Origin of the sequence: Pseudomonas sp. GD03875 (genome assembly GCF_029840585.1) — a bacterium.
GTDB lineage: Bacteria > Pseudomonadota > Gammaproteobacteria > Pseudomonadales > Pseudomonadaceae > Aquipseudomonas > Aquipseudomonas paralcaligenes.
Genome location: NZ_JAOCCV010000027.1, coordinates 41,111 through 62,443, shown reverse-complemented (window position 1 = coordinate 62,443; position 21,333 = coordinate 41,111). Strand labels below are relative to the sequence as shown.

The following is a 21,333-nucleotide window of genomic DNA, read 5'->3' as shown; positions in this document are numbered from 1 at the left end:
TACTGAGGGGGAGTATAACCAGCGCCCCGCGGGATACACCCGGTTGCCGGACAGGTGAACCGGGGCAGTCTGTGCGCCGGCTCACACTTGGCCGTACTGCTGGCCGTGGCGCAGCCAGCGTTCGAGCAGCGGGCTGACGTGCTGCGGCCAGCGCGCCAGCAGCTCCTGCGCGGCCTCGCGCACGGCCGGCAGCAGGTCGGCGTCGCGCATCAGGTCGGCCACCTTGAACTGCAGCAGGCCGGTCTGGCGGGTGCCGAGCATCTCGCCGGGGCCGCGCAGTTCCAGGTCCTTCTCGGCGATGACGAAGCCGTCGCAGGTCTCGCGCATGATGCCCAGGCGCTCGCGGCCGAGCTGGGACAGCGGCGCGTGGTAGAGCAGCACGCAGTGGCTGGCGGCGCTGCCCCGGCCGACCCGGCCGCGCAGCTGGTGGAGCTGGGCCAGGCCCAGGCGCTCGGGGTTCTCGATGATCATCAGGCTGGCGTTGGGCACGTCGACGCCGACCTCGATGACGGTGGTGGCGACCAGCAGCTGCAGTTCGCCGCGCTTGAAGGCGCCCATCACCTCGGCCTTCTCCGCCGGCTTCATGCGACCGTGGATCAGGCCGACGCGCAGCTCGCCGAGGGCCGCGCTCAGCTCTTCGTAGCTGGTTTCGGCGGCCTGGCAGGTGAGTTCCTCGGATTCCTCGATCAGGGTGCACACCCAGTAGGCCTGGCGGCCTTCGCGGCAGGCCGCGCGGACCCGCTCGATCACCTCGATGCGGCGGCTGTCGGCCACCAGCAGGGTGTTCACCGGGGTGCGTCCGGGCGGTAGCTCGTCGAGGATTGAGGTGTCGAGGTCGGCGTAGGCGCTCATCGCCAGGGTCCGCGGGATCGGCGTGGCGGTCATGATCAGCTGGTGCGGGCAGAGGCGGCCGTCGATGCCCTTCTGGCGCAGGGCCAGGCGCTGCTGCACGCCGAAGCGGTGCTGCTCGTCGATGATCACCAGCGCGAGTTTCTGGAAGCGCACCTCGTCCTGGAACAGGGCGTGGGTGCCCACCACCATCGGCGCGCCACCGGCGATGCGCTCCAGCGCGGCGGCGCGGGCCTTGCCCTTGAGCTTGCCGGCCAGCCAGGCGACCTCGATGCCGAGCGGCTCCAGCCACCGGCCGAAGTTGAGGAAGTGCTGCTCGGCGAGAATCTCGGTGGGCGCCATCAGCGCCACCTGGTAGCCGGCCTCCAGCGCCTGCAGGGCGGCCAGCGCGGCGACCACGGTCTTGCCGGCGCCGACGTCGCCCTGTACCAGGCGCAGCATGGGCTCGGCCTGGGACAGGTCGTAGGCGATCTCGGCACCGACCCGCTGCTGGGCGCCGGTGGGGGCGAAGCCGAGGTTCTGCAGGAAGCGCTGCGGCAGCTTGCGCGCCACCGGCAGCGCCGGCGCCTGCTGGGCGCGCACCTGCTCGCGCAGGCGCTGCAGCGACAGCTGGTGGGTCAGCAGTTCCTCGAAGGCCAGACGGTGCTGGGCCCAGTGGCGGCCCTCGGCCAGTTCTTCCAGGTCGGCGTCCGGCGGCGGGCGGTGCAGGTAGCGGATAGCCTCGTCGAGCGGGCCGAGGCGGTAGTCACGGGCCAGCTCGGCAGGCAGCCAGTCCGGCAGGCTGTGCGGGCCGAGGCGGGCCAGGGCGAGCTGGGTCAGCGAGCGCAGGCGCTGCTGGGTCAAGCCCTCGGTGGTGGGGTAGATCGGGGTCAGGGTCTGCTCCACCGGCGCCGGCTCGTCGCCGCTCTGGGCGCGGTATTCCGGGTGGTAGATCTCCAGGCCGGTGGCGCCGGGGCGCACTTCGCCGTAGCAGCGCAGGGCGGTGCCGCGCTTGAGCGCGTCCTTCTGCGCCTGGCTGAAGTGGAAGAAGCGCAGGCTGAGCGTGCCGCTGCCGTCCTGCAGGCGCACCAGCAGGCTGCGCCGGCGGCCCATGACGATGTCGGCGCCGGCCACCACGCCCTCGACCACCGCGTCCTGCCCCGGGCGCAGGGCGCCGATGGGGGTGATGCGGGTGCGGTCCTGGTAGCGCAGCGGCAGGTGGAACAGCACGTCCTGCAGGTTTTCCAGGCCGACCTTGCCCAGCTTCTCGGCCAGCGCGTCACCGACGCCCTTGAGCGCGGTGACGGGGACCTGCGCCAGTTCGGTCATGCGGGGACGGCTTCACCCTGCGGGCGGGCCACCGAGCACAGGCGCACGGAGTCGGCCAGCACTTCGATGGCCTTCGGCCGCGGGAAGCTGGCGCGCCAGGCGATGGCGACGGTGCGGAACGGCGCCGGCGCGCTGAGCGGGCGCACTTCGATCACCCCCGGCGCGTAGTGGTGGCTGTCCACCGCCGAGAACGGCAGGATCGAGATGCCCAGGCCGGAGGCGACCATGTGGCGGATGGTCTCCAGCGAGCTGGACTCCACAGTGGTGTGCTTGGCCGCGTCGTCGCCGCCCTTGCGCAGCGACGGGCAGGCTTCCAGCACCTGGTCGCGGAAGCAGTGGCCCTCGCCGAGCAGCAGCAGGCTCTTGTCGTTGAGCAGCTCCTTGTCGATGGTCTCGCGCTCGGCCCAGGGGTGGCCGGTCGGCAGCAGGGCGTAGAACGGCTCGTCGTACAGCGGCTTGGTCAGCACGTCGGCTTCCTGGAACGGCAGGGCGATGATGATCGCGTCCAGCTCGCCGGTGCGCAGCTTGTCGCGCAGCACGTGGGTGAAGTTTTCCTCGATGTACAGCGGCATCTGCGGGGCGACCCGGTGCAGCTGCGGGATCAGGTGGGGGAACAGGTACGGGCCGACGGTGTAGATGGCGCCGATCTTCAGCGGCGCGGCCAGCTGGTTCTTGCCGGCCTGGGCCAGTTCGCGGATGCCCTGGGCCTGCTCCAGCACCTTCTGTGCCTGGGTGACGATGCCCTCGCCGACCGGGGTCAGGCGCACCGCGCTCTTGCTGCGCTCGAAGATGAGCACGCCCAGCTCGTCCTCCAGCTTCTTCACGCCGACCGACAGGGTCGGCTGGCTGACGTGGCAACGCTCGGCGGCACGCCCGAAGTGCTGCTCCTGGGCGAGGGTGACGATGTAGCGCAGTTCGGTGAGGGTCATAGGTAAATTCCATTGAGACGCGGCCAAGCATAGCGGCTGCATTCGATGGAACCAAGGCTGGCAACGGGCCAAGCGCGGGAAGCTTCTGCTGGCGCGGTAGGGCGGGTGAAACCCGCGGATGGGCACGCGGGTTTCACCCGCCCTACACGGAAAAACGCCGCGGCTCCGGTAAGGGAGTCGCGGCGTGTTTTCATCCGTGCTACGGCTGCCGTCAGCGCCTGTCCAGCGAGTAGACGAAGGGCGCGACGATCTCCAGCTGGCCGTTCTGCAGCATGTCCGCCGGGGGCGGCGGCAGCGGCTGGGCGCGGCGGATCATTTCCAGGGTGGCGCGATCCAGCGAGGCGCTGCCGGACTTGCCCACCAGCGAGTAGGACAGCACCTTGCCGTTGGCGTCGAGCACGAAGCGCAGGCGGTTGACCCCTTCGAAGCCGCGGCGGCGGGCGTCTTCCGGGTAGCGCTTGTACTTCGCCAGGTGGCCGAGCAGGGTGCTCTGCCAGCTCACCTGCGCCTGGGTCGGCGCGCTGACCGGGGCCTTCTGCGGCGCGGCGGCCTTCTCGTCGCGGGCGACCACCGGGGCCTCTTCCTGCGGCGGCCTGATCTCAGGCTCCGGCGGCTTGGGCTGTGGCGGCTTCGGCTTGGGTTTCGGCTTCGGCTTGACGATGGCGATCTTCGGCTTGGGCGCTTCCACCACCTTCGGCAGTTCCGGCTCGTCCGGCTCGACCACCGGTTGCGGCGGCGGCGGAGGCGGCTCGACCGGCGCCACCAGCGGCTCCAGCTCGATCATCATCGCCGCCGGCGGCACCTGCATCGGCTCGACCTTGGGATTGAGCCGCGCGATCAGGTACAGGCCGACGTGCAGCCCGGCCGCGATCATCAGGGCGATGGCCCAGATCGGTATGCGTCGCGATTGGCTCATTGCGCTCCGACCGTTTCCAGGCCCACCAGGCCGATCTTCAGGTAGCCGGCACCGCGCAGGTTGTCCATCACGCGCATCAGCTCTTCGTACTGCACGCCCTTGTCGCCGCGGACGAAGATGGTCTTGTCCTTGTCGCCGCTGGTGCGCTGGTCCAGCGCGGCGCCGAGCTTGGCCGGCTCGACCTGCTCGTTGTCGAGGAACAGGGCGCTGTCTTCCTTGATGCTCAGGTAGATCGGCTTGTCCGGACGCGGCGCCGGCTTGGCGGTGGAGGCCGGCAGGTCGATCTTCACATCCACGGTGGCCAGCGGGGCGGCCACCATGAAGATGATCAGCAGCACCAGCATCACGTCGATGAACGGCGTGACGTTGATCTCGTGGTTTTCCTGGAGGTCGTCACCGCCCTCGTGCAGATGCAGGCTCATGGATCAGCCCACCTTGGCGATCGGAGCCTGGGCGCGCTCGCCGGCCGGCTGGTCCAGGTCGCGGCTGACCAGCAGCAGCACCTGGGCCGAGGCGTCGGCGACCTGGGCCTTGTAGCTGGCGATGGAGCGGGCGAAGACGTTGTAGATGATCACGGCCGGGATCGCCGCGACCAGGCCCAGGGCGGTGGCCAGCAGGGCCTCGGCGATGCCGGGCGCCACGACCGCCAGGTTGGTGGTCTGCGATTTGGCGATGCCGATGAAGCTGTTCATGATGCCCCACACGGTGCCGAACAGACCCACGAACGGGGCGGTGGAACCGATGGTGGCGAGCACGCCGGTGCCCTGGCTCATCTTGCGGCCGCTGGCGGCGACCAGGCGCTCCAGGCGGAAGCTGACGCGCTCCTTGATGCCTTCCTTCTCGCGGCAGCCGGCCGACAGGCGCAGCTCTTCGCGGGCATCCTCGATCAGGGTGGCGCTGAAGCTGTGCTTGGCGTGGGCCTGCTCGGCGGCCTGGTTCAGGCTGCGCGCGCCCTTCAGATCGCCCAGCTCACGCTGCAGGCGGCGGCGGCCGATCAGCAGCTCCAGGCCCTTGGCGATCCACACGGTCCAGGTGAGGATGGAGGCCAGCACCAGGCCGATCATCACGCTCTTCACCACCTTGTCGGCGTTGTTGTACATGCCCATCGGCGACAGGTCGTGGAGGATGGCGTTGTCGCCTTCGACCAGTTCGTTGCCGGTGGCCGGCTCGTCGACGGCCAGCAGCAGCTGCTCGGCCTCGGGGCCGGTGATGCCGTTCTGTTGCAGGAACTCCTGCTTGGTGGCTTCGATCTGCTCCGAGGTGGCCTCGGCGCCCAGTGCCGCCAGCCGGGCCTTCAGTGCTTCGGCCTGGGACGGCTGGGCCGCGGCGGGGATCGCCTCGCCGGCGATCGGAGCGGCGGTGGTCTCGGTCGCTACGGCCGGCTGCTCCTGGACGGCGGCGGGCGCCGCGGGCGCGACCTCTTCGGCATGGCCGCCGAGCGGCAGCAGCAGGCCGAACAGCAGGGCCGCGAGAGGCAGACGGGAGGATTGTGTGCGGAGAGCGTTACGATTCATGCTGGCCGGACCTAAGTGGGGTGTGCACTGGGCGGGACCCTTTCGGGTGGCTCCCGCTAAAAAAGGCCAGCATTATTGCAAGTAATTCTTGTTTATGAAAGTAACGATGTAACCTTTCTGCACAGCCGTTGTCCGTGACGTCCTTCCCGGACCGACCGGTCCGTTTCCTGTTTTCGAGGTGTTATCCATGTCCAAGAGCCTGATGATCGTCGGTTGCGGCGATGTCGGCAGCCGTCTGGCGCGTCGCGCGCTGGCCCTCGGCTGGACCGTCCACGGCCTGCGGCGCGATGTCGCAGCCCTGCCCGCCGGCGTACTGCCGGTGGCCGCCGACCTGGAACGGGCCGAATGTCCGCCGGCCTGGCCGGCCGCCGGGCCGGACTATCTGGTGTACTGCGTCGCCGCCACCCGCCACGACGAGGCGGGCTACCGCAGCGCCTATGTCGACGGCCTGCGCCATGTCCTGGGCTGGTTGGCCGAGCGCGGCCAGCGGCCGCGGCGCTTGCTGTTCGTTTCCAGCAGCGGGGTGTATGCCCAGCAGCAGGGCGAGTGGATCGACGAGGATTCGCCCGCCGAGGCGGAAAGCTATTCCGGCCGGGTAATGGTCGAGGCCGAGCGTCTGGCGCTGGACAGCGGTCTGCCGGCGACCCTGGTGCGCCTTACCGGCATCTATGGCCCGGGCCGCGAATGGCTGCTCGGCCAGGTGCGCCAGGGTTACCGGGTGGCCAGCGAGCCTCCGCTGTACGCCAACCGCATCCATGCCGAGGACGCCGCCGGGCTGCTGGCCTTCCTGCTGGCGGCGGACGCCGGTGGCCGGCCGCTGGCCGACTGCTACCTGGGCGTGGACGACGCGCCGGCGCCGCTGCATGAGGTGGTCGGCTGGCTGCGCGAGCGCCTGGGCGTCGAGCACTGGGCCGAGGAGCAGAGCGTGCGCCGCGCCGGCAGCAAGCGCTGCAGCAACGCCCGCGCCCGCGCGCTCGGCTGGGCGCCGCAGTATTCCAGCTACCGCGAGGGCTACGCGGCGGTGCTGGAAGGTCGCGACTGATGGAGGCCAACCGCCTGCTGGCCCGGCCCTGGCTGCCCGGGGTGGAGCTGTTCCACGCCGACTTCTCCGGCCAGCAGTTCGGCCGGCACAGCCACGACGCCTTCGCCGTCGGCGCGATCCTCCAGGGCGTGGGCGGCTACCTCTGCCGCGGTGCCCGCCACGCGCTGCCCGCCGGCACCCTGTCGCTGATGAACCCGGAGGAGCCGCACACCGGCCACGCCGAGTCGGAGCGCCTGGTCTACCGCATGCTCTACGTCGAGGAAGCGCGCCTGCCGGCCCTGCTGGGACGCAAGCGCCTGCCGGGCGGCTTCCGCGAGCTCAATCCGGCCGACGACGGCCAGGTGGCGGCGGGCCTGGCCCGCCTGGCCGCGGAGTTCGAGCGCGGCGACGCGCTGGTGCTGGAGGCGGAACTGCTGGAGGTGCTGGAGCGGGTGTTCGTGCGCCACGGCGGCCTGCCGGAGGCGGCCCCGGCACCCCGCGACGGCGGCACGACCGCGCGCCTGCGCGAGTACCTGGAGGCGCACTACGCCGAGTCGGTCAGCCTGGAACAGCTCGCCGGCCTGGTGCAGCGCCATCCGCGCCACCTGATCGAGGCCTTCCGCCGCGCCTACGGCGTGCCGCCACACACCTATTTACTGCAGCGCCGGGTGCGCGAGGCCAAGCGCCTGCTGCTGGATGGCCAGGCACCGCTGGACGTGGCGCTGGCCCTGGGTTTCTACGACCAGGCGCACTTCAGCGGCACCTTCAAGCGCTTCACCGGGGTCAGCCCGGGACGTTTCCGCACCGCCGCCGCGACCTGAGTTTCTTCCAAGACGGCGTCCACCGCCGCTATCGACACTGGCCCTCCGTTTTCGAGGAGGTCCGTGATCGTGTTCGCCCTGTTCCTGCTGGTGGCTGGTACCCATTTCGCCGCGCTACTGTCGCCCGGCCCCGACTTCTTCCTGCTGCTGCGCGCGGCGCTGGTGCGCGGCCGCCGGCATGCGGATGGCTGCGCGGCAGGCATCGCCACAGCCAACCTGCTGAGCATGGCGATGGTGTTGGCACTGCTGGGCCTGGTGGCGTCGGTCGACGGGCTCTGGTGGCGCCTGTTGCAAGGGGCCGGCGGGGTCTACTTCGTCTGGCTCGGCGGCCGCGCGCTGCTGGCCCGCCGGCGCCTCGACCTGCCGGACTGCCTGGAGGCGGAGGCGCGCGGCTCCTGGCGCAGAGGCTTCGTCGAAGGGCTGCTGGCCAGCAGCTTCAATCCCAAGCTGCCGATCTTCTACGCCGGGCTGTTCGGCGTGCTGCGCGAGGCGGCCATGCCGGCCTGGGGGCTGGCCGCGAGCATGGCCTGGATGACCCTGGTGGTGCTGGGCTGGGACATGGCGCTGGTGCGCCTGCTCGGCCACCAGCGCTGGCGCGGCCGGTTGCAACGGCGGGTGGCGCTGCTCGACCGGCTGTGCGGCGGCCTGCTGGCGGCGCTGGGGGTGTGGCTGCTGGCCGGGCTCGCGAGGTCGTGAACGACGGGCTCAGTCGCGTTCCAGCAGCCAGGCCTGGCGGCCGGGGCGGTAGTCGGGGAACTCGTCGGCCGCGGCCCGGTTGACCGCTTCGAGGATGCGCAAACGGTCGCCGTCGCGCTCGAACAGCCAGGACGCGCCCTGGTTGCCGAGCTGCAGCCACAGGCTGTCGCCCTCGGTCATCGAGGCGCAGTCGCCGGCCAGGCACAGGGCGTAGCGGTCGGCGCCCGGCAGGCCCTCCAGGCGGCCGTCCGGATGGAACAGCACCAGGCCGCCACGGCCGACGCCTTCGCGGATCTTCCACTCGCCGCCGCCCAGGTAGGCGTCGTACAGCGCCCACTCGAAGCTGCTGCCGAGGAGCGCGCCGCTCTCGGCCTCGCGCTCCGGTCGGGCGAAGCGCTGTTCCGGGCCGTAGTTGTTGGCGTGCTGGACCAGTTCGTCGCCGTGCACTTCCAGCTCGTCCTGGTGGGCGTCCCGGTAGCTCACCTGCCAGCGACCGTTCTCGGTGGCCGCCAGGTCGCCCTGGGGCGTCTCGAAGCCGTTGCTGAACACGGCCTGGCCGCGCTGGCTGTCGACCCGCCACTCGAGGACCGGGCCATGGGCCAGCAGCGCCTCGTGCAGGGGGATGCCTTCGCGGGCGGCGTCGATGATGGGCTGGTTGATCCAGGTGCCGTCGGGGCTGCCGGGGCCGGCGCAGCCGGCCAGCAGGCCGGCGGCCAGGGCGATCAGGAGCGGATGGCGCATGGGCTTACTCGAGGACCAGCACGCCGTCCATTTCCACCAGCGCGCCCCGCGGCAGGGCGGCCACGCCGATGGCGGCGCGGGCCGGGTAGGGCTGCTCGAAGTAGCGGCCCATGACTTCGTTGACCTTGGCGAAGTGGCTCAGGTCGGTGAGGAAGATGTTCAGCTTGACCACGTCCTTGAACGAGCCGCCGGCCGCCTCGATCACCGCCTTGAGGTTCTCGAACACCTGCACGGTCTGCTCCTCGAAGCCCTGCACCAGTTCCATGGTCTTCGGGTCCAGCGGGATCTGCCCGGACAGGTAGACGGTGTTGCCGGCCTTGATCGCCTGGGAGTAGGTGCCGATGGCGGCGGGGGCGTTGGGCGAGGTGATGACGGTCTTGCTCATGGGAACTCCGATTCCGGGGATTTGTTGTTCTGCGGCGGCGCGCCCTCAGGCGCGCATGCGGGTGATGCGGATCACGCCCTTGAGGGCGCGCAGCTTCTTGATGACGCGGGCCAGGTGCACGCGGTCATGCACGCTGATGACCAGCTGGACCACGCTGATGCGGCCGTCGCGCTCGTCCATGCCGATCTTCTCGATGTTGCCGTCGGCGGCGTTGACGCTGCTGGCGAGCAGGGCGATCAGGCCGCGCTGGTGCTCCAGTTCGACGCGCAGTTCGACGTTGAACTCGCCGGCCACGTCCTTGGCCCAGTTGAGCTGGATGCACTTCTCCGGGTTGTGGCGGATGTCGGCGATGTTCTTGCAGCTGTCCAGGTGCACCACCATGCCTTTGCCGGCCGACAGGTGGCCGACGATGGGGTCGCCGGGGATCGGCGTGCAGCACTTGGCGTAGCTGAGCACCAGGCCCTCGGTGCCGCGGATGGCCAGCGGGCCGTCCGGGCTGGGCGCGGCCTCGCCGGTCTCGGCCAGCAGGCGGCGCGCCACCACGTAGGCCATGCGGTTGCCCAGGCCGATGTCTTCCAGCAGGTCCTCGATCACTTCCAGGCGATACTCGGCCAGCACCGCCTGGATGCGCTCCGGGGCGATCTTCTCCAGATGGCTGTCGAAGCCGGTGAGGGTCTTGTTGAGCAGGCGTTCGCCGAGGTTGATCGATTCCGAGCGGCGCTGCAGCTTGAGCGCGTGACGGATGTGCGTGCGCGCCTTGCCGGTGACCACGAAGTTGAGCCAGGCCGGATTCGGCCGCGCGCCGGGGGCGGTGACGATCTCCACCGTCGAGCCGCTCTCCAGGGCCTGGGACAGCGGCGCCAGGCGGCGGTTGATGCGGCAGGCGATGCAGCTGTTGCCGACGTCGGTGTGCACCGCGTAGGCGAAGTCGACCGCGGTGGAGCCTTTCGGCAGCTCCATGATGCGGCCCTTGGGCGTGAACACGTAGACCTCGTCCGGGAACAGGTCGATCTTCACGCTCTCGATGAATTCCAGCGAGTTGCCGGCGCGCTGCTGCATCTCCAGCACGCCCTTGACCCATTGGCGGGCGCGGGCGTGGTTGCCCTTCGGCACCTCGTCGCCTTCGGACTTGTACAGCCAGTGGGCGGCGATGCCGTTGTTGGCCATCTCTTCCATTTCGCGGGTGCGGATCTGGATCTCGATGGGTACGCCGTGCATGCCGAACAGGGTGGTGTGCAGCGACTGGTAGCCGTTGGCCTTGGGAATCGCGATGTAGTCCTTGAAGCGGCCCGGCAAGGGTTTATACAAGTTGTGCACCACGCCGAGGGCGCGGTAGCAGGTGTCGACCTTGTCGACGATGATGCGGAAGGCGTAGACGTCCATGATCTCGTTGAACGCCCGGCGCTTGCCGCGCATCTTCTGGTAGATGCTGTAGAGGTGCTTCTCGCGCCCCATCACCTCGCCCTGCAGGCCCTCGCGCTGCAGGTAGGCGGTGATCGATTCCTCGATCTTGGCGACGATTTCCTTGCGGTTGCCCCGGGCGCGCCGGACCGCGGCGCGGATGCGCTCGGAGCGCATCGGGTGCATGGCCTTGAAGCCGAGGTCCTCGAACTCCACGCGCATGTTGTGCATGCCCAGCCGGTTGGCGATGGGCGCGTAGATTTCCAGGGTTTCCTTGGCGATGCGCCGGCGCTTTTCGCCGGACAGCACTTCCAGGGTGCGCATGTTGTGCAGGCGGTCGGCCAGCTTGACCAGGATCACGCGGATGTCGCGGGCCATGGCCATGGCCATCTTCTGGAAGTTCTCGGCCTGGGCCTCGGCCTTGGACTGGAAGTCCATCTGGGTCAGCTTGCTGACCCCGTCCACCAGCTCCGAGACGGTCTCGCCGAACTGCGCGGTGAGGGCTTCCTTGGCGATGCCGGTGTCCTCGATCACGTCGTGCAGCATGGCCGCCATCAGGCTCTGATGGTCCATGTGCATGTCGGCGAGGATGCTGGCGACGGCGAGCGGATGGGTGACGTAGGCTTCGCCGCTGCGGCGGCGCTGGCCGTCGTGGGCCTGCTCGGCGTAGAAGTAGGCGCGGCGGACCAGGTTGACCTGATCCGGTGCCAGGTAGGACGAAAGTCTGTCGGCGAGGGTGTCTATGCTCGGCAAGGGATCACCCCCTGCCGAGTCGGCGCTTTACCCGGTGCCGCGAGACTTCGACCAGGCATTGGCTTAGAGAGGCTCGTTGGCCTCTTCCTCGAAGGCAGCGGCGAACAGCGGCTCTTCCTCGACCAGGTCTTCCTGGGCGACGAATTCGGAGTCCACCAGGCCGGCGGCGATTTCACGCAGGGCGACCACGGTCGGCTTGTCGTTTTCCCAGGCGACCTTCGGCTCCTTGCCGCCGGTAGCCAGCTGGCGGGAACGCTTGGTGGCCAGCATGACCAGCTCGAAGCGGTTGTCTACGTTCTCCAGGCAGTCTTCAACGGTAACGCGGGCCATGGTGTTCCTCGTGGCAAATAGCAGATAAGGCTGGGCCCGGATGGGCGAGCGGACTGAATAGTCTAAAAAATCACCAGCGATTAGGGAAGACCTTTCGGTGGCGCAGGCAATCGGGTGACGGCCTCCTATCAGGAAACATCCGTCATTCCCGCGCAGGCGGGAATCCATGGGCGCTATGTTTTTGGGGGCCCCGCCTGCGCGGGGATGACGGGGACGTGCGTGCGCCGTTGCTCCGCGATATCTGGCCGGGGCCGTCAGCTCAGCAGCTCGCTGAGCAGGCCGGCGTGGCGTTTCGCCTGCTGCGCGCTGTCCAGCTGGTTGGCGCGGAAGATCGATTTCAGGTCGTCGAGGGCATGGGCGAAGTCGTCGTTGATCACCAGGTAGTCGTACTCGACGTAGTGGCTCATCTCGCTGACCGCGTCGCGCATGCGCCGCTCGATGATCTCGGCGCTGTCCTGACCGCGGTTGGTCAGGCGATGGCGCAGCGCCTCCTGGGTCGGCGGCAGGATGAAGATCGACCTGGCCTCGGGCATCAGCCGGCGGACCTGCTGGGCGCCCTGCCAGTCGATCTCGAGGATCAGGTCGGAACCGGCGGCGAGGGTCTGCTCGACCCAGACCTGGGAGGTGCCGTAGAAGTTGTCGAACACCTGGGCGTGCTCGAGGAACTCGCCGCGCTCGATCATCGCGCTGAACCCGGCGTGGTCGACGAAGTGGTAGTTGACCCCGTCCTGCTCGCCGGGGCGCATGGCGCGGGTGGTGTGCGACACGGACACGCGGATGCGTGCGTCGCTGTCGAGCAGGGCCTTCACCAGGCTGGTCTTGCCGGCGCCGGAGGGTGCGGAAACGATGTAGAGGGTGCCGGTGGCGAGGGTCATCTGTCTGTCCTGTGGCTCGGGCCTGGCGGCTTATTCGATGTTCTGGACCTGTTCGCGCATCTGCTCGATCAGGACCTTGAGGTTGACCGCGGCCTGGGTGCTGCGCGGGTCGAAGGCCTTGGAGCCCAGGGTGTTGGCCTCGCGATTGAGTTCCTGCATGAGGAAGTCCAGGCGGCGGCCGGCGGCGCCGCCAGCCTTGAGCACGCGGCGCACCTCGGTGACGTGGGTGGACAGGCGGTCCAGCTCCTCGGCCACGTCGCTCTTCTGCGCCAGCAGCACCAGTTCCTGCTCCAGGCGCTGGGGGTCCAGCTCGGCGCGCATCTCGGCGAAGCGGGTCTCGATCTTCTGGCGCTGGTTGGCCAGCATCTCCGGCACCAGCTCGCGCAGGGCGGCGACCTCCTGCAGGATGCCGTCCAGGCGCTCGTTGAGCAGCCGGGCCAGCTCGGCGCCTTCGCGGGCGCGGCCGTTCTTCAGCTCGCCCAGGGCCTGCTCGAACAGTTTCAGCGCGGCGGCGTTCAGCGCCTGCGGATCGGCGGCATCGGCCACCAGCACGCCGGGCCACGCCAGCACTTCCAGGGGGTTGAGCGGGGCCGGCTGGCGGATCAGCGCGGCCACCTGCTCGGCGGCCTCGACCAGTTGGCGGGCGCGCTCGCCGTCCACCTGCAGGCTCCTGCCGGCATTCTCTTCGGCGAAGCGCAGGGTGCATTCCACCTTGCCGCGCGACAGGCCCTGGCGCAGCGCCTCGCGCACCGCGCCTTCGAGGTCGCGGAAGGCTTCCGGCAGGCGCAGGTGCGGCTCCAGGTAGCGATGGTTGACCGAGCGCAGTTCCCAGCTCAGGGTGCCGTGGGCCTCGGCGCCTTCGGTGCGGGCGAAGGCGGTCATGCTGTGCACCATGGTGAGGGCCTCGTGAAATGACGAATGGGCGCGGGATTGTAGCGCAGTGCGACCGTCGGCCCAATCGGGCGTGTCGCGCCATCTGCGGCGGCCCTATAATGCCGGCAGGTCGGGCGCCGCGACGCCCGAGATTTCCGCTTTATACAGGTACCAGTAGATGAAACGTCCCAGTGGCCGTGCTTCCACCCAGTTGCGTTCCGTGCGCATCACCCGCAACTACACCAGGCACGCCGAGGGTTCGGTGCTGGTGGAGTTCGGCGACACCAAGGTGATCTGCACCGCCAGCGTCGAGTCCGGTGTGCCGCGCTTCCTCAAGGGCCAGGGCCAGGGCTGGCTGACCGCCGAGTACGGCATGCTGCCGCGCGCCACCGGCGAGCGTAACCAGCGCGAGGCCAGCCGCGGCAAGCAGGGTGGCCGCACCCTGGAGATCCAGCGCCTGATCGGCCGCTCGCTGCGCGCCGCGCTGGACATGAGCAAGCTGGGCGAGAACACCATCTACATCGACTGCGACGTGATCCAGGCCGACGGCGGCACCCGCACTGCCTCCATCACCGGCGCCATGGTGGCCCTGGCCGACGCGCTGAAGGTGCTGAAGAAGGGCGGCGCGCTGAAGGGCGAGCCGCTCAAGCAGATGGTCGCCGCCGTGTCCGTGGGCATCTACCAGGGCGAGCCGGTGCTCGACCTGGACTACCTGGAGGACTCCGCGGCCGAGACCGACCTCAACGTGGTGATGACTGACGCTGGCGGCTTCATCGAGGTGCAGGGCACCGCCGAAGGCGCCCCCTTCCAGCCGGAAGAGCTGAATGCCATGCTGGCGCTGGCCCAGCAGGGCATGCGCGAGCTGTTCGAGCTGCAGCGCGCCAGCCTGGCCGACTGATTCCTGTTGCCCACGGAGAACCCGATGGAAGAGCAGAACCTCGACCCCACGCCGAGCCAGGAAGCCCGGCAATGGGCCATGCTGTGTCACTACGCGGCCTTCTTCTGGGTGCTGGCGCCGATGATCGGCAACGTCATCGGCCCGCTGATCGTCTGGCAGCTGAAGAAGGAGATGGACCCCTTCGTCGACGATCAGGGGCGCGAGGCGCTGAACTTCCAGATCACCTACAGCATCGCCATGATGATCTGCGGCCTGCTGGCCTGGGTGCTGATCGGCTTCCCGCTGATGGTGCTGGTCGGCGTGGTCGCCCTGGTGCTGACCATCATCGCCGGGATCAGGGCCAACGAAGGCAAGACCTACCGATATCCGCTGTGCTGGCGGTTGATCAAGTGATTTCCGGGCCCCGCATGCGGGGCCTTTTGCTGTGCCGCCGGACATCGAATCGACCCCGGCGAAACCCTTAACCACTCATACAAGGAAGCCGGAAGTGGCTGGAGCCAGTCTGCTGACACTGCTCGACGATATCGCCAGCGTGCTCGACGATGTTTCGGTGATGACCAAGGTGGCGGCGAAGAAGACCGCCGGTGTGCTGGGCGACGACCTGGCGTTGAACGCCCAGCAGGTGACGGGCGTCAAGGCCGAGCGCGAACTGCCGGTGGTCTGGGCGGTGGCCAAGGGTTCGTTCATCAACAAGGCCATCCTGGTGCCGGCGGCCCTGCTGATCAGCGCCTTCGCGCCCTGGCTGGTGACGCCGCTGCTGATGCTGGGCGGCGCCTTCCTCTGTTACGAGGGCTTCGAGAAGCTGGCGCACAAGTTCCTGCACAGCAAGGAGGAAGACCAGCAGCGCCACGCCGAGCACGTCCAGGCGCTGGCGGACCCGGCGGTGGACGTCCAGGCGTTCGAGAAGGAGAAGATCAAGGGCGCGGTGCGCACCGATTTCATTCTCTCTGCCGAGATCATCGCCATCACCCTGGGCGTGGTGGCCGAGCAGGCGTTCCTGCAGCAGGTGATCGTGCTGTCCGGCATCGCCCTGCTGATGACCGTCGGCGTGTACGGCCTGGTCGCCGGCATCGTCAAGCTGGACGACGCCGGCCTGTACCTGAGCCAGCGCGCCAGCGCAGCGGCGCAGGGCCTGGGGCGCGGCATCCTGTGGCTGGCGCCCTGGCTGATGAAGCTGTTGTCGGTGGTGGGCACGGCGGCCATGTTCATGGTCGGCGGCGGCATCCTTACCCACGGTATTCCCGGCGCCCACGAGCTGATCCACCACTGGTCCGAGGCGATCGGCGGTGTGCCTGCAATTGGCGGCGTGCTGGCCGTGCTGGCGCCGACCGTGATCAACGCGCTGTTCGGCGTGCTGGCGGGCGGCGTGGTGCTGGCTGTGGTGAGTGTCGTCGGCAAGGCCTGGAAGGCCCTGCGTTCCTGACGCCTGACGAACTGGCTGCGGCTAGACGCTGAGCAGCCAGTCGTAGTCGACGATCAGCGGCGCGTGCTGGGAGAAGCGCGGCTGGCGCGGCAGCTTGGCGTTGCGCACGATGCGGCGCATGCCGGGGGTGAGCAGCTGGTAGTCGAAGCGCCAGCCGAGGTTGAGCATCTCGGCCTGCTCGTTGTCCGGCCACCAGCTGTACTGGTCGCCCTCGCGGCTGACTTCGCGCAGTGCGTCGACGTAACCCATGGTGCCGATCACTTCGTCCAGCCACGCGCGCTCGGGGGCGAGGAAGCCCGGCAGTTGCTGGCTGTCGCGCCAGTTCTTCACGTCCAGCTTCTGGTGCGCCACATAGAGCGAGCCGCAATAGATGTACTCGCGGCGCTTGCGGCGCTGCTTGTCCAGGTAGCCGGTGAAGTCGTCGATGAACTTGAACTTGTGGTTCAGGCTCTCGTCGCCGCCCTGGCCGGACGGCAGCAACAGGGTGGCGATGCTCACCTTGTCGAAGTCGGCCTGCAGGTAGCGCCCGTAACGGTCGGCCATCTCGAAGCCGAGGCCGTGGATCACTGCCTTGGGTTGCAGGCGCGAGTAGAGCGCCACGCCGCCCTGGGCAGGCACTTCGGCATCGGCCGCATAGAGAAAGTAGCCATCCAGCTGGTAGGCCGGATCGTCCAGTTCGAAGGAAGAGACTCTTGTATCCTGCAGGCAGATCACGTCGGCATTCTGGGCCTGCAGCCAGCTGAGCAAACCTCGCTCGACCGCGGCCTGAATACCATTCACGTTCACACTGATGATCCGCATAAATGGCCCCTGAAAACTCGTGCGGGTATGATACCCGAGTTATTCCCATTAGCTAGATTCATGGGACTTGCGAGCCGCGTGCGTGGTATCGGAAGCTCCCGCAGAGCCGTGCCCTCCGGAGTCCTTCATGCAGGCGTACCAGCGCGAATTCATCCGTTTTGCCATCGAGCGTGGCGTGCTGCGCTTCGGCGAGTTCACCCTCAAGTCCGGGCGCACCAGTCCCTACTTCTTCAACGCCGGCCTGTTCGACAGCGGCCTGGCCCTGGCCAGGCTGGGGCGTTTCTACGCCTCCGCGCTGATGGATGCGGGCATCGGCTTCGACGTGCTGTTCGGGCCGGCCTACAAGGGCATCCCCCTGGCCGCCGCCACCGCCGTGGCGCTGGCCGAGCAGCACGACCGCGACCTGCCGTGGTGCTTCAACCGCAAGGAAGCCAAGGACCACGGCGAGGGTGGCACCCTGGTCGGCGCGCCGCTGGCCGGGCGGGTGATGATCGTCGATGATGTGATCACCGCCGGCACCGCGATCCGCGAGGTGATGCAGATCATCCAGGGCCAGGGCGCCCAGGCGGCCGGCGTGCTGATCGCGCTGAACCGCCAGGAACGTGGCAAGGGCGAGCTGTCGGCGATCCAGGAAGTGGAGCGCGACTACGGCATGCCGGTGATCAGTATTGTTTCCCTGGAGCAGGTGCTGGATTATCTGGCAGGCGATGCTGAACTCAAGAAGCACCTGCCGGCGGTGGAGGCCTACCGCGCGCAGTACGGCATCTGAAAACCAACAATAAACAGGATGTGCTTGCTCATGCTCAAACCGGTCGCGCTCAGTCTGTCCCTGGCTCTGGGGTTCGGCCATGTGCCGCTTGTGGCGGCGGGCGAGTATTACCGCTATCGCAACGACAAGGGCGTGACGGTGCTCGACCGCCTGGGCGTGCCGCCGGAGTACATCGAGAAGGGCTACCAGGTGGTGGACGAGCAGGGCCGGGTGGTGCGCGACGTGCCGCCGGCGCCCAGCCTGGAAGAGCGCAAGCGGATGATTGAGGAGAAGGCCAAGGCCAAGTCCGACGTCCACCTGCTGCGCATGTACTCCGAGCCGGCGGACGTCGATCGCGCCCGCGATCGCAAGCTGGCCGAGCTGGACGGCGTCATCGGTGTGGCCCACAGCAACCTCAGCTCGCTGCACACCCAGCAGGCCAACCTGCAGGCCCAGGCCGCGGAGTTCGAGCGCGCCGGCCGCGAAGTGCCGGAGCACCTGCTGGTGCAGATCGAGAACATCAAGGCCGAGCAGGTCGGCGTGGAGCGCGATATCCAGCGCTACCAGAAGAACCGCGCCGAGGCCGAGACCTCCTTCGCCGCCGACCGCGCGCGCCTGGTCGAACTGCGGGGCGAGTGAGCCCGCCCCGCAGGCGCCATCCTCAGTAGTGGCGCTTGCGATTGCTGATCAGGGTGCCGACGCCGCTGTCGGTGAAGATTTCCAGCAGCACCGCGTTGGGCACGCGCCCGTCGATGATGTGCGCGCTGGTCACGCCACCCTGCACCGCCTCGAGGGCGCAGCGGATCTTCGGCAGCATGCCGCCGTAGATGGTGCCGTCGGCGATCAGCTCGTCCACCTGCTCGGTGGTCAGGCCGGTCAGTACCTCGCCCTGCTTGTCCATCAGGCCGGCGATGTTGGTCAGCAGCATCAGCTTCTCGGCCTTCAGCGCCTCGGCCACCTTGCCGGCCACCAGGTCGGCGTTGATGTTGTACGACTCGCCGTTGGCGCCCACGCCGATGGGGGCGATCACCGGGATGAAGTCGCCTTTCACCAGCATGCCCAGCAGGTCGGTATTGACGCCGACCACTTCGCCGACGTGGCCGATGTCGATGATTTCTGGCTGGGTCATCTCGGGGGTTTGGCGGGTCACGGTGAGCTTCTTCGCGCGGATCAGCTCGGCGTCCTTGCCGGTCAGGCCGATGGCGCTGCCGCCGTGGCGGTTGATCAGGTTGACGATGTCCTTGTTGACCTGACCGCCGAGGACCATTTCCACCACATCCATGGTCTGCGCGTCGGTGACGCGCATGCCATCGATGAAGTGGCTCTCGATCGACAGGCGCTTGAGCAGGTCGCCGATCTGCGGGCCGCCGCCATGCACCACCACCGGATTGATGCCCACCGCCTTCATCAGCACGATGTCGCGGGCGAAGCCTTCCTTCAGCTCGTCGCTTTCCATGGCGTTGCCGCCGTACTTGATCACCAGGGTCTTGCCGACGAAACGACGGATGTACGGCAGCGCTTCGGACAGGACCTTGGCGACTTGGGTGGCGGCATCACGATTGAGGGTCATGGTGGAACGGGCTCCGGAACGGATCAGAACGGCAGGTTGAGGTCGGGGGCGACGTTGTACAGCTGGGCACGGAACACTTCCTTGATGCGCGCCAGCTCTTCCTCGGTCTCCGCCTCGAAGCGCAGCACCAGCACCGGTGTGGTGTTGGAGGCGCGCACCAGGCCCCAGCCCTTGGGATAGTCGACGCGCACGCCGTCGAGCGTGGTCAGGTTGGCCTCGCCCCAGACGCCGTCGCGCTGCAGGCGGTCGATCAGGCGGAACTTGTTCTCGTCGGTGACGGTGACGTTGAGTTCGGGCGTGGAAATGTCCAGCGGGAAGGCGGAGAACACGTGCTCGGCATCGCGGCGGTCCTGGCTGAGGATTTCCAGCAGGCGCGCGGCGCTGTAGATGCCGTCGTCGAAGCCGAACCAGCGCTCCTTGAAGAACACGTGGCCGCTCATTTCGCCGGCCAGCAGGGCGCCGGTTTCCTTCATCTTCTTCTTGATCAGCGAGTGGCCGGTCTTCCACATCACCGGGCGGCCGCCGTAGCCGCTGATCAGAGCGCCCAGGCGGCGGGTGCACTTGACGTCATAGATGATGTCGGCGCCGGGGTTGCGCGAGACCACGTCCTTGGCGAACAGCATCATCAGGCGGTCCGGGTAGACGATGGTGCCGGTGTTGGTCACCACGCCGACGCGGTCGCCATCGCCGTCGAAGGCCAGGCCGAGGTCGGCGCCTTCGCTCTTCACGCGGGCGATCAGGTCCTTGAGGTTCTCGGGCTTGCCCGGGTCCGGGTGGTGGTTGGGGAAGTTGCCGTCCACCTCGCAGTACAGCGGGATCACGCTGCAGCCCAGGGCCTCGATCAGGCGCGGGGCGATCACGCCGGCCACGCCGTTGCCGCAGTCGACCACCACCTTGATCGGCTTGGCCATGGCGATATCGCCGACGATGTGTTTGAAGTAACGGTCGAGGATGTCGATCTGCTCGACGCTGCCGGCGCCGCTGGCCAGGTCGTTGGTGTCGATGCGCGTCTTGAGCGCCTGGATCTGCTCGTTGGCCTGGGTGTCGCCGGCGATGACGATCTTGAAGCCGTTGTAGTCCGGCGGGTTGTGGCTGCCGGTGAGCATCACCCCGGACTTGCCTTCCAGCACGTGGGTGGCGAAGTACAGGACGGGGGTCGGCACCATGCCGATGTCGGTGACCTGGCAGCCGCAGTCCAGCAGGCCCTGGATCAGCTGTTGCACCAGTTGCGGGCCGGACAGACGGCCGTCACGGCCGACGGCCACGTGCGGCTGGCCCTTGGCCAGGCTTTCCGAGCCGATGGCGCGGCCGATCCAGTAGGCGGCCTCGGTGGTCAGAGTGTCGCCGACCACGCCACGGATGTCGTAGGCGCGGAAGATGCTGGCGGGGAGTTTCGGTGGGGTCTGTACGTTCTGCACGGGGCTGTCCATGAAAGGTTGCTCCAATCCCAGGAGATCCTGGTCTTCGTCGAGGATGTCGATATCGAGAATATCGGTAGCCTGGAACATCGGGTCTGCCAGCTGCGTCGGCCTGGTGCTCGCCGACGGGGCGCTGTTGGCTGGGCTGCCAGGCTCCGGCCTTGATGCTTCTTTCTTCGGGCGCGGCAGGCGCGCCAGGCTCTGCGCCAGCCCATCCAGGGCGGTGAAGTGCAGGCCGAAGGCTTTGACCGACTTTCCGCTGGAAAGCTCCTGGAGCATGCCGGCGAGCTGTTGCACGTCGCCGCGCAGGCGGCCGAGCAGGTGGTTGCGGGTCAGCATCAGGCCGATCAGGGCACCCGCCAGGGCCAGCAGGCCGGCGATGGCGAGGATCACCGGCGACAGCGGCGCGCCACTCACCGCCGGGCCCGGCGCGAAGTCGAGCTGCCAGTTGGGGTTGCCGGTCTCGAAGCGCTGCGCCGGGCCGGCCGCGGTGCCGCGTGACAGCAGCGTCTGTGCCGGCGTGGTGGCGAACTTCTGGTTGAGCTGGACCTGGCCGACGCCTTCCGGCAACGCGGGCAGGGCGGCCAGCAGCCGTTCCAGGTCGACCACCAGCAGCAGGGTGCCCTGCAGCTGGTCGCTGCCCGGGCTGCGCAGGGGGGCAGTGGTGTAGGCCAGCCAGCGTTCGCCGATCTTGTAGGCCTCGATGGCCGGCGCCTGGCCGTTTTCCAGGCGCTGCAGCATGTCCAGCGCGGCGAAGTTCATCGGGCCGGTGCGGCCCACGTCCAGCGCGGCGCGGCGCGGCAGGTTGATGTGGGCGTCGACCACGCCCTGCCAGTGCAGGAGGTTGCGCTCGGCGCTGGCGATCAGGTTGCGGTCGCCGCTCTGCAGGGCCGTCAGCAACGCCGGGTCGCCGGCCGCGGCCTGGGCGTCCGCCTGGAGTTGCCGCTGGGCCTGCTGCAGGGCGCCCGCCTGGCTGCCGCCCCAGGCGTCGACCAGCTGCTGTTGCTGCTGCTTGCCGGTGCCCATCAGGCTGAAGCCGATCAGCGCGCCGGCCAGCAGCAGC

The 21,333-nt window shown here is 68.6% G+C and carries 22 protein-coding genes; 8 read left to right on the top strand and 14 right to left on the bottom strand.

Annotated elements, in window-relative coordinates:
- Positions 1 to 81 precede the first annotated feature (81 nt).
- From recG to exbB, 5 genes are all read right to left on the bottom strand, one after another.
- Positions 82 to 2,157, bottom strand: a complete 2,076-nt coding sequence (gene recG, locus N5D30_RS20110) for an ATP-dependent DNA helicase RecG (protein ID WP_279910395.1) — start codon at positions 2,155 to 2,157, stop codon at positions 82 to 84.
- Positions 2,154 to 3,086, bottom strand: coding sequence for a hydrogen peroxide-inducible genes activator (locus N5D30_RS20105; protein ID WP_279910394.1), 933 nt, complete (start codon positions 3,084 to 3,086; stop codon positions 2,154 to 2,156). Before N5D30_RS20105 ends, recG begins: the two co-directional genes overlap by 4 nt.
- 211 nt (positions 3,087 to 3,297) lie before the next feature.
- Entirely contained in the window at positions 3,298 to 4,002 is a 705-nt protein-coding gene (locus tag N5D30_RS20100; RefSeq protein ID WP_220811252.1) for an energy transducer TonB, read from the bottom strand.
- A complete protein-coding gene (exbD, locus tag N5D30_RS20095; RefSeq protein ID WP_220811253.1) occupies positions 3,999 to 4,424 on the bottom strand; it encodes a TonB system transport protein ExbD in 426 nt (141 codons plus the stop codon). Before exbD ends, N5D30_RS20100 begins: the two co-directional genes overlap by 4 nt.
- 3 nt (positions 4,425 to 4,427) lie before the next feature.
- Positions 4,428 to 5,516: a tonB-system energizer ExbB gene (exbB, locus tag N5D30_RS20090; RefSeq protein WP_279910393.1), complete on the bottom strand. Its 1,089-nt coding sequence runs from the start codon at positions 5,514 to 5,516 to the stop codon at positions 4,428 to 4,430.
- 187 nt (positions 5,517 to 5,703) lie between these two features.
- On the opposite strand from exbB, the gene N5D30_RS20085 reads away from it, so the two are divergent.
- From N5D30_RS20085 to N5D30_RS20075, 3 genes are all read left to right on the top strand, one after another.
- Positions 5,704 to 6,558, top strand: a complete 855-nt coding sequence (locus N5D30_RS20085; RefSeq protein WP_279910392.1) for an NAD-dependent epimerase/dehydratase family protein — start codon at positions 5,704 to 5,706, stop codon at positions 6,556 to 6,558.
- Positions 6,558 to 7,358, top strand: coding sequence for an AraC family transcriptional regulator (locus N5D30_RS20080; RefSeq protein WP_279910391.1), 801 nt, complete (start codon positions 6,558 to 6,560; stop codon positions 7,356 to 7,358). The genes N5D30_RS20085 and N5D30_RS20080 overlap by 1 nt, the downstream gene beginning before the upstream one ends.
- Positions 7,359 to 7,427: 69 nt before the next feature.
- Positions 7,428 to 8,054 (top strand): LysE family translocator, encoded by a 627-nt coding sequence (locus tag N5D30_RS20075; protein WP_279910407.1) that lies wholly within the window; start codon positions 7,428 to 7,430, stop codon positions 8,052 to 8,054.
- A gap of 9 nt (positions 8,055 to 8,063) precedes the next feature.
- Here the strand turns inward: N5D30_RS20075 and N5D30_RS20070 are convergent, their stop codons facing one another.
- The 6 genes from N5D30_RS20070 to N5D30_RS20045 form a co-directional block, all read right to left on the bottom strand.
- Positions 8,064 to 8,795 (bottom strand): hypothetical protein, encoded by a 732-nt coding sequence (locus N5D30_RS20070; RefSeq protein ID WP_279910390.1) that lies wholly within the window; start codon positions 8,793 to 8,795, stop codon positions 8,064 to 8,066.
- Between the two features lie 4 nt (positions 8,796 to 8,799).
- Entirely contained in the window at positions 8,800 to 9,180 is a 381-nt protein-coding gene (locus tag N5D30_RS20065; protein ID WP_220811258.1) for a RidA family protein, read from the bottom strand.
- 45 nt (positions 9,181 to 9,225) lie between these two features.
- Positions 9,226 to 11,334 (bottom strand): bifunctional GTP diphosphokinase/guanosine-3',5'-bis pyrophosphate 3'-pyrophosphohydrolase, encoded by a 2,109-nt coding sequence (gene spoT / locus N5D30_RS20060; RefSeq protein ID WP_220811259.1) that lies wholly within the window; start codon positions 11,332 to 11,334, stop codon positions 9,226 to 9,228.
- Between the two features lie 63 nt (positions 11,335 to 11,397).
- Positions 11,398 to 11,664 (bottom strand): DNA-directed RNA polymerase subunit omega, encoded by a 267-nt coding sequence (gene rpoZ / locus N5D30_RS20055; RefSeq protein ID WP_220811260.1) that lies wholly within the window; start codon positions 11,662 to 11,664, stop codon positions 11,398 to 11,400.
- 254 nt (positions 11,665 to 11,918) lie between these two features.
- Positions 11,919 to 12,539 (bottom strand): guanylate kinase, encoded by a 621-nt coding sequence (gene gmk, locus N5D30_RS20050; RefSeq protein WP_279910389.1) that lies wholly within the window; start codon positions 12,537 to 12,539, stop codon positions 11,919 to 11,921.
- 30 nt (positions 12,540 to 12,569) lie between these two features.
- Complete coding sequence (locus tag N5D30_RS20045) at positions 12,570 to 13,433, bottom strand: YicC/YloC family endoribonuclease (protein ID WP_279905509.1); 864 nt, start codon at positions 13,431 to 13,433, stop codon at positions 12,570 to 12,572.
- Between the two features lie 157 nt (positions 13,434 to 13,590).
- Here N5D30_RS20045 and rph point away from each other — a divergent pair, with 157 nt between their 5' ends.
- From rph to N5D30_RS20030, 3 genes are all read left to right on the top strand, one after another.
- Positions 13,591 to 14,310, top strand: coding sequence for a ribonuclease PH (rph, locus tag N5D30_RS20040; RefSeq protein WP_279910388.1), 720 nt, complete (start codon positions 13,591 to 13,593; stop codon positions 14,308 to 14,310).
- A 24-nt stretch (positions 14,311 to 14,334) separates the two neighbouring features.
- On the top strand, positions 14,335 to 14,703 hold the full coding sequence (locus N5D30_RS20035) for a DUF4870 domain-containing protein (protein WP_279910386.1): 369 nt from the start codon (positions 14,335 to 14,337) through the stop codon (positions 14,701 to 14,703).
- Positions 14,704 to 14,797: 94 nt separating this feature from the next.
- On the top strand, positions 14,798 to 15,733 hold the full coding sequence (locus tag N5D30_RS20030) for a DUF808 domain-containing protein (RefSeq protein WP_279910385.1): 936 nt from the start codon (positions 14,798 to 14,800) through the stop codon (positions 15,731 to 15,733).
- A 21-nt stretch (positions 15,734 to 15,754) separates the two neighbouring features.
- Here N5D30_RS20030 and N5D30_RS20025 read toward each other — a convergent pair whose 3' ends face one another.
- Positions 15,755 to 16,534, bottom strand: coding sequence for an exodeoxyribonuclease III (locus N5D30_RS20025; protein ID WP_220811266.1), 780 nt, complete (start codon positions 16,532 to 16,534; stop codon positions 15,755 to 15,757).
- A 127-nt stretch (positions 16,535 to 16,661) separates the two neighbouring features.
- Between N5D30_RS20025 and pyrE the strand changes: the two genes are divergently transcribed.
- Positions 16,662 to 17,303, top strand: coding sequence for an orotate phosphoribosyltransferase (pyrE, locus tag N5D30_RS20020; RefSeq protein ID WP_220811267.1), 642 nt, complete (start codon positions 16,662 to 16,664; stop codon positions 17,301 to 17,303).
- A gap of 30 nt (positions 17,304 to 17,333) precedes the next feature.
- Positions 17,334 to 17,921: a DUF4124 domain-containing protein gene (locus N5D30_RS20015; protein ID WP_279905505.1), complete on the top strand. Its 588-nt coding sequence runs from the start codon at positions 17,334 to 17,336 to the stop codon at positions 17,919 to 17,921.
- 22 nt (positions 17,922 to 17,943) lie between these two features.
- Here the strand turns inward: N5D30_RS20015 and argB are convergent, their stop codons facing one another.
- On the bottom strand, positions 17,944 to 18,852 hold the full coding sequence (gene argB, locus N5D30_RS20010; protein WP_220811269.1) for an acetylglutamate kinase: 909 nt from the start codon (positions 18,850 to 18,852) through the stop codon (positions 17,944 to 17,946).
- Between the two features lie 23 nt (positions 18,853 to 18,875).
- The gene (algC, locus tag N5D30_RS20005; RefSeq protein ID WP_279910405.1) at positions 18,876 to 20,282 is read right to left on the bottom strand and encodes a phosphomannomutase/phosphoglucomutase; all 1,407 of its coding nucleotides are present in this window, start codon (positions 20,280 to 20,282) and stop codon (positions 18,876 to 18,878) included.
- Between the last annotated feature and the right edge of the window lie 1,051 nt (positions 20,283 to 21,333).

Excerpts from the sequence above, each read along its gene's own strand:
- recG (WP_279910395.1), bottom strand. The coding sequence starts at position 2,157 with ATGACCGAACTGGCGCAGGTCCCCGTCACCGCGCTCAAGGGCGTCGGT.
- N5D30_RS20105 (WP_279910394.1), bottom strand. The coding sequence starts at position 3,086 with ATGACCCTCACCGAACTGCGCTACATCGTCACCCTCGCCCAGGAGCAG.
- N5D30_RS20100 (WP_220811252.1), bottom strand. The coding sequence starts at position 4,002 with ATGAGCCAATCGCGACGCATACCGATCTGGGCCATCGCCCTGATGATC.
- exbD (WP_220811253.1), bottom strand. The coding sequence starts at position 4,424 with ATGAGCCTGCATCTGCACGAGGGCGGTGACGACCTCCAGGAAAACCAC.
- exbB (WP_279910393.1), bottom strand. The coding sequence starts at position 5,516 with ATGAATCGTAACGCTCTCCGCACACAATCCTCCCGTCTGCCTCTCGCG.
- N5D30_RS20085 (WP_279910392.1), top strand. The coding sequence starts at position 5,704 with ATGTCCAAGAGCCTGATGATCGTCGGTTGCGGCGATGTCGGCAGCCGT.
- N5D30_RS20080 (WP_279910391.1), top strand. The coding sequence starts at position 6,558 with ATGGAGGCCAACCGCCTGCTGGCCCGGCCCTGGCTGCCCGGGGTGGAG.
- N5D30_RS20070 (WP_279910390.1), bottom strand. The coding sequence starts at position 8,795 with ATGCGCCATCCGCTCCTGATCGCCCTGGCCGCCGGCCTGCTGGCCGGC.
- N5D30_RS20065 (WP_220811258.1), bottom strand. The coding sequence starts at position 9,180 with ATGAGCAAGACCGTCATCACCTCGCCCAACGCCCCCGCCGCCATCGGC.
- rpoZ (WP_220811260.1), bottom strand. The coding sequence starts at position 11,664 with ATGGCCCGCGTTACCGTTGAAGACTGCCTGGAGAACGTAGACAACCGC.
- gmk (WP_279910389.1), bottom strand. The coding sequence starts at position 12,539 with ATGACCCTCGCCACCGGCACCCTCTACATCGTTTCCGCACCCTCCGGC.
- N5D30_RS20045 (WP_279905509.1), bottom strand. The coding sequence starts at position 13,433 with ATGGTGCACAGCATGACCGCCTTCGCCCGCACCGAAGGCGCCGAGGCC.
- rph (WP_279910388.1), top strand. The coding sequence starts at position 13,591 with ATGAAACGTCCCAGTGGCCGTGCTTCCACCCAGTTGCGTTCCGTGCGC.
- N5D30_RS20035 (WP_279910386.1), top strand. The coding sequence starts at position 14,335 with ATGGAAGAGCAGAACCTCGACCCCACGCCGAGCCAGGAAGCCCGGCAA.
- N5D30_RS20025 (WP_220811266.1), bottom strand. The coding sequence starts at position 16,534 with ATGCGGATCATCAGTGTGAACGTGAATGGTATTCAGGCCGCGGTCGAG.
- pyrE (WP_220811267.1), top strand. The coding sequence starts at position 16,662 with ATGCAGGCGTACCAGCGCGAATTCATCCGTTTTGCCATCGAGCGTGGC.
- N5D30_RS20015 (WP_279905505.1), top strand. The coding sequence starts at position 17,334 with ATGCTCAAACCGGTCGCGCTCAGTCTGTCCCTGGCTCTGGGGTTCGGC.
- argB (WP_220811269.1), bottom strand. The coding sequence starts at position 18,852 with ATGACCCTCAATCGTGATGCCGCCACCCAAGTCGCCAAGGTCCTGTCC.
- algC (WP_279910405.1), bottom strand. The coding sequence starts at position 20,282 with ATGGACAGCCCCGTGCAGAACGTACAGACCCCACCGAAACTCCCCGCC.